The sequence below is a fragment of the Richelia intracellularis HH01 genome, from assembly GCF_000350105.1.
Lineage (GTDB): Bacteria > Cyanobacteriota > Cyanobacteriia > Cyanobacteriales > Nostocaceae > Richelia > Richelia intracellularis.
Genome location: NZ_CAIY01000010.1, coordinates 1 through 6,502 on the forward strand (window position 1 = coordinate 1; position 6,502 = coordinate 6,502).

4 protein-coding genes and 1 tRNA gene are annotated in these 6,502 nt (G+C 31.1%); 2 read left to right on the forward strand and 3 right to left on the reverse strand.

Annotated elements, in window-relative coordinates:
• Positions 1-1,196: 1,196 nt before the first annotated feature.
• A complete protein-coding gene (locus RINTHH_RS00775; protein WP_008231683.1) occupies positions 1,197-1,958 on the forward strand; it encodes a YebC/PmpR family DNA-binding transcriptional regulator in 762 nt (253 codons plus the stop codon).
• Positions 1,959-3,107: 1,149 nt separating this feature from the next.
• Here RINTHH_RS00775 and RINTHH_RS00780 read toward each other — a convergent pair.
• Positions 3,108-4,133 (reverse strand): glucokinase, encoded by a 1,026-nt coding sequence (locus RINTHH_RS00780; RefSeq protein ID WP_008231685.1) that lies wholly within the window; start codon positions 4,131-4,133, stop codon positions 3,108-3,110.
• Here RINTHH_RS00780 and RINTHH_RS11310 point away from each other — a divergent pair.
• The gene (locus tag RINTHH_RS11310) at positions 4,132-4,263 is read left to right on the forward strand and encodes a hypothetical protein (RefSeq protein WP_008231686.1); all 132 of its coding nucleotides are present in this window, start codon (positions 4,132-4,134) and stop codon (positions 4,261-4,263) included. The genes RINTHH_RS00780 and RINTHH_RS11310 overlap by 2 nt on opposite strands.
• An 84-nt stretch (positions 4,264-4,347) precedes the next feature.
• Here the strand turns inward: RINTHH_RS11310 and RINTHH_RS00785 are convergent, their stop codons facing one another.
• Together RINTHH_RS00785 and RINTHH_RS00790 are read right to left on the reverse strand one after the other, a co-directional pair.
• Complete coding sequence (locus RINTHH_RS00785; protein WP_008231688.1) at positions 4,348-4,995, reverse strand: histidine phosphatase family protein; 648 nt, start codon at positions 4,993-4,995, stop codon at positions 4,348-4,350.
• Positions 4,996-5,677: 682 nt separating this feature from the next.
• Positions 5,678-5,750: transfer RNA gene (locus RINTHH_RS00790), tRNA-Arg, on the reverse strand.
• Positions 5,751-6,502: the final 752 nt, after the last annotated feature.

Consider the following 6,502-nt stretch of genomic DNA (forward strand, 5'->3'; position numbering starts at 1 on the left):
AGATTATGGTAAAGTGTAAAGCTGAACTCTATTCTCACATAATTCATAAAGTTTATCTTTTTACTAACACACAATATGGAAGATTATATTCAAAATAAATACATATATATTTCCTTTGTACTTGTTGCACTTTACTATTTTAGCTTAAGCAATTAGATAGCCAATAAATTTATATTTTAGGTGTATCAACCTACCAGGTTAATTTTAGATAAAATTACTCAAAATATTAAAGAAGAATTAAATTAATAATTCCCGGTAGCGGAAGTAAATAAATTAGTAAATAAATTATATATAAAAACCTTAGGATCTCTATTAAAATTTTCACCATTATTGAAGAGTCGAAAGTTATATCCAATTTTAAATCAAACATCGGATAGCATCTGATTTACTAGGGCTTCTGTTTTATATTGACTCTTATCAAATCTGTTATTTAAATAAATTTAAAGGCATTTTAGAATATACTTTTTTTTAAAAAATAGCATGTTTAGAAAGATGATAAATTATTTTACAATAATTGATGGTAAGTTCAAAAATATTCCAGGTGGTCATAATTGATCAGCTTGAGAGTTTTATTTGGTTATACTTAACATAATAGAAAAATAAATATTCAATTTTGCTATTGAAAAATTAAGACATACCTATAAATAATTGGTAGCAATAACCTAAAACAAGGAGATACTATTTTTTTTGAAATGCAAACTTAAGAAAAGTTCATAGAAAAGAATTGTGCCATCTTGGAGGTATAGCAACAGATGGATTGAGAGTTCCCCTGAGTATCTGGGATAATATAATTATATACTTATTATTCATGGAAAATTAAGAGGTCAAGAGTTAACCCAAGAGTAAAAGTAATGATAATTGAAAGTTGACTGAATCAAGTTTAGTTAGCAACAATGCTTATATTGAGTCTAAACACCATAGTATATTAAGTATTGAATACTTGTTACTAAGGGATTATGGGACTTTTATTTGATGCCAGAACAGGGTAAGTTTAACAACTTAATAAAATTATAGGATCTGAATCTTAAGAGTTCTGGCTTGTTTTCAAGTAAATCTACGTGCTTAGTGTATCATCACCAGCTCCTGTTTCATAATCTGAAAGTTATTTATACATACCCTTAATAATTTCAGTATTTCTGTGGGTTAGTTAACATAAATTAAACTTGTATTTTTATTGAGGTTAATAATTATAAGATATGGCAGGACATAGTAAATGGGCAAATATTAAGCGTCAGAAGGCAGCAATTGATATTAAAAAGGGTAAAACCTTCACTCAGTTGTCACATGCAATTATTATTGCAGCTAAAAATGGTATTCCCGATCCAACAGCTAATTTCCAATTACGTACAGCAATTGATAAAGCAAAAGCTGCTGGTATACCCAATGATAATATTGAAAGGGCTATCAATAAAGGTTCTGGTAAATTTGTTGATGGCAAGGCTATTCTAGAAGAAATTTACTATGAAGGTTATGGGCCTGCAGGAGTGGCAGTATTAGTTGAAGTACTTACAGATAATCGTAATCGCACTGCAGCTAATTTACGTGTTGCCTTTAGTAAAAATGGAGGTAATTTAGGAGAAACTGGGTGTGTTAGTTGGATATTTGAGCAAAAAGGGATTTGTTTAGTCAAGAAGATTACAGATGAAGAGCTACTTTTAGAAGCTTCTTTAAAAGGGGGAGCAGAATCTTACGAGATGCTTGAGGGTGATAATGCGGAGGTATTCACTACTATTGCACATTTAGAAATGCTTAGTCTAACATTGAAAACCCAGGGTTTTGAGGTGAATAATGCTGAGTTACGTTGGATTCCTATTAATAGTATTGAGGTTACAGATATAGAGCAAGCACGATTACTAATCAAACTAATCAATGCTATAGAGGGCTTAGATGATGTTCAAGATGTGACAACTAATGCCAAGATATCTGAGGAGTTTGTTCTTACTGTAGGTATAACTTAGTCATGAGTTATAGGAAAAATGGAAATTCGCAATTTATATTTTGTAAACTTTAAAAAGTAATGATGATTAAAATTAGAATAATAATCAACTAGGAATTTTAATTGAGATTTTCATCATGTCCGGACTCAGATACCATGATTTTAGGTTTTATCGATAACTAGATGATATTTGTTATACAAATCAAAATTTATTAAAGAAGAGAAAATAGAAAGCTAGTAGAATTGGCTTTTATTGATAAAAAATTAATTAAGAAGGAAAGTCTTTTATATCTGCTCTAGTAGTAATATTAAGTAATGACTATAAGCATCAATATAGTTTTATCTATATCAAGGTAATTTTAGATTAAGGTAAAAAGTCTTAAATTCATTATTTAGATTAATTTATTAGATTAAGGATTATAGAATTTATAATAAAGACTTTGCAATTACTAATCCTTAAAATTTCCATCATTTCTTTATTAATTTCTAAGTTCCAGATTTATAAATTAATTGAAGACTAACTTCCATTTTATTAAGCAGTAAATTATATTATAGTGGCTATATTTACAGTAATTAAGCTCCTACTTCCCCTCCTCATAAATTGAGTTTTATCTTTAAGATTTTTGATTTAATATTGTTCAATATGCTTGATCTCTATGAAGTCTACTCAAAACTTAGTTTTATCATTTTTATTGCTCAGATGTATTAATATTTAATGGGTTATTATCACCATATTTAATGGTATCTAAATCTCATATAAAATTGAAGTATGCCAGGTAGCAATTATTTTTTTGATAACCTTATTATATACGAATAAGAATTTAAGTATTATGACTTCCGTAATATCAATACATTTATGGTCAAAAGACTAAGCATATTTGTAATCATACAATTATCGATATTTTGCTAAAAATCAGATATTTTTTAAACAAATATAGATATATACTTTAATAAGTATCTTTAGAATTTAAAATTACTGTTACCTAAATAAACTTATATTTCTTAATAAAACCTCAATTAATCCCACTTCATAATTATATTCGCTGTAGTTAACTTAAACTTCTGTAGAAAATACCTTATATAGTTAAGTGGTGACAGCTAATAGAATAAGAATTTCTATTACCATAATTATTGCCTGTAATAAGCTTAGTAAGTTATTACTGATATTTTTTTACAAACCAGCTGCACAAATAGCAGCACCAACTAATCCCACTTGTGGATTGAGAACAATGTGTACTGGTATATTTTCCAAAATACCCTGCATTCTCCCTTTGTGGGTAAAATTAAATAAGAAACAACCCGATTCTAGTAAGGGAAGGATTTTTGGCGCGATACCACCGACAACATACAAACCTCCATAGGGAAGAAGTTTGAGGGCAAGGTTTCCAGCTTCTGCACCATATATTTCCACGAATAATTTCATGGTTGCCTCTGCTAAGTAATCAATGCCTTGTACTGCAGCCTTACCAATAGCTGCACCAGGGTCAACACTTTTTTCTTGTTTTCCTGCTTCCTGTTCCCAAGTTCTAACAACTTGGGCAATTTCTGGGGATTCACTAGTCAGTTGGCAGTCACGTATAAATTGATAAATAGCAATCAGACCCAAGCCAGATACTACCCTTTCCACAGATACCCGTTGAATATGATATTTATCCAATAGATATTTTAATAGTCGAAATTCTAACTCTCTCCGGGGGGCAAAATCAGCATGTCCTCCTTCTGAAGCAAAAATTTGATATCTTCCTCCCTGTTCGATAAGAAACCCCTGTCCTAGGCCTGTTCCTGCCCCAATAATAGCTATAGGTGCTTTAGAATTGGGTTTACCTGGTTGTAAGGTACATAAATCTGTGGAATTTAAGCCTAAAATTCCATAGCCCACAGCAGTAAAGTCATTAATCAGAGAAACTTGGGAAATCCCAAGTTCTATTTGCAAACGCTTACTATCCAAAAACCAATCAATATTAGTTAACTTGACAGTGCCATCAACAACAGGACCGGCAACCCCAAAACAAGCTCTGTAGATATTTCTAGTATTGTTACTGGCAAAAAAATCTTTTACCATTGGTACTAAATCAGGAAAATTACCACTGCAATACTTTTTTTCAGCAATAGGATTCAATTCATACTTAGATGATACTTCCACCAGTTGTAAAATGGTTTTCGTACCACCAATATCTCCTGCTAGGATTAATGTCATGACAATATCGGTTTTAGATGATAGGTCAGATAAATTAATAGAACTGTTGGAAAATAAGCGTTTAAGTTTTGATAAAGATATTTCCTGGATTATAGAGTCTTACTTTGAAATAAATACAATCCCTATCTAGAAAGGGCTTTAATTATTTCCTCTTCATTTTCAAAATTATTATGATGTTTGTCCTCATGCCATACTCTTTTTTCCTTCCCACATATTAATTAAATCGCACTACTTCTTCCACATGAGTTAAGTGAGAGTTATCCCCCCTAAGTTCCAATAACCATCCTGGATCTTGGCGAATAGCCTTGAATAAGCTACACAAGCGTACTTTTTCACCATCATCAGCTATATCACCTACTAATCCTATAACGGCACCCTTAACAGAGGTTCCATGTCCTACCAAAAGTATGTGCTTGGGAAAATGTTCTGCTGCCAGACAACGGGCCGTTAGTCCGGAACGCTTTCTAGTCTGTGCTTGTGTTTCTGGGTAAGTAGCAGCAATTATCGGTGTATAACTAGCATCAATACGAGGAAATAATTTAGCTAAAGCTCTTATTGTTAACCTTTTTGGCTCTTCGCTCATCCAATCTGAATTCAGCCATTCACTCAAACCAGTTTCTAATTTAATTGATAAATCTAGTTTTTCTGCTACTGCATTTGCTGTTTGCACTGTTCGCAGGAACGGAGAAGTAAAAATGCAGTCTATTTTCTCCATTTTCAAGCGTTCTGCTAACTGCTGTGCTTGTATCATACCATCATCTGATAAGGGTGGATCATAACGCCGTTCCGCAGTGAGAAACCACTCCGGTTTGACAAAGTCTATGCGGTTGGCATGTCTTGCAATCCAGACTATTTGAGTCATTCACTGATCCTTCAGCTATAAGTTTGCTTGCTATACAAAACTCTTCTTAATGAGTTTAAGTTACATAAATTATGACAAATTCTTTAATAATTCGTAATAGTGATGGTGACACTTTTAGTAACATTGGGGTTTCTGAATTAATTTAGCTTCTTATTTAATAATCAAAGTACCTGTTGGCAAATGATTCAAGGTTAAACTTGAAACCCTATAACTCCATTAGCTTATGAAGATAATTAATAGTCTATAATTGGTAATTAAAAATATTATAGTGAGCAATATAATGACAATAAAAATCAATAATTTGACAAGACAAAGTGTTCAATTATAAATAATGGCTTTTAAGGAACTATAAAGTATCACTTGGGTAAAGATATGGATGAGAACATCATAATTTATTGATATAAAAAACCAACCTCAGGCAGAATCTGGTTGAGTATGACTAGTATTATATTTTTCAAGGTTGTGAAAATTTTTACTATTAATATTCCATGATTTTACTTGTCTCTAAACTAATTATCCCCTTACTTTCACATATACTGGGATATATTTTCATTTAATAAATACCCTAACATGGGATTCTACTCAATTTCCGCTACTATTACTTTGTGGGATTTCTTAGTAAAAAATATAATCATTAAAATACAAATACCAAAGATATATTTTACCAGCTTATATACTCTGACGAGCACGGAGGGATTTGAACCCCCGACCTACAGAACCGGAATCTGTTGCTCTATCCACTGAGCCACGTGCCCGTATTTTCATTTTACACACTTTTTTCATTATAACATCCTAACAGCTTATTTTTGTGGCTAATTATTAATTCTCAGTCCGATTTTATAGATCAAAGTCCCCAAGGCCATAGATGCTTATATGAATTCACATAAGTTAGATTTTTATAGGAATCACAGTTAAGTTGTTAACCTATAGATAACCTTTGAAAGAAATTCCTGTGATTGATCGCTTTTTATGAACTAATTTAATTACTTTCCTAAATATAAGCTATCTCTATAAGGACAGAAGCTCTTACTTCCATATTTAGCAAATCATTGTTTTACGATCATTATCCTAGTCTTACCATAGCCGCCATTCTAATAAGCTAACTTATCAATGTCCACTACGGTAAAATGGCTCCAAATTTCCTGCAAAGACTAAGTTACAGTGTAAACGGCGATTATTATAAATAATAATAGTCAATTAAGAGGTATAGACTACTCTAAAAAGTTAATTATCTTCATTTTTGATAGGGGTGAGAATATCAAAGGTTACATATAAACAATTTATTTATTTGCTATTTTAAGATTATTCTTGAGTTTTGGCGAAGAAAATAAATTAGTACTCTGCAGTATAACAATTTCTCAAAATAATTAATAAGTCGAAAACTCTAGCAAAAAAATAGTTGGATAACTATATAATCATATTTTGATTTTGATGAATTGTATTTTATATAATTAATAATTAGCCTTTACCTTTATATACTTTAACTCATTTTAATATCAGAATAATC

Coding starts and splice junctions, on each gene's coding strand:
- RINTHH_RS00775 (WP_008231683.1), top strand. CDS start 1,197: ATGGCAGGACATAGTAAATGGGCAAATATTAAGCGTCAGAAGGCAGCA.
- RINTHH_RS11310 (WP_008231686.1), top strand. CDS start 4,132: ATGACAATATCGGTTTTAGATGATAGGTCAGATAAATTAATAGAACTG.
- RINTHH_RS00780 (WP_008231685.1), bottom strand. CDS start 4,133: ATGACATTAATCCTAGCAGGAGATATTGGTGGTACGAAAACCATTTTA.
- RINTHH_RS00785 (WP_008231688.1), bottom strand. CDS start 4,995: ATGACTCAAATAGTCTGGATTGCAAGACATGCCAACCGCATAGACTTT.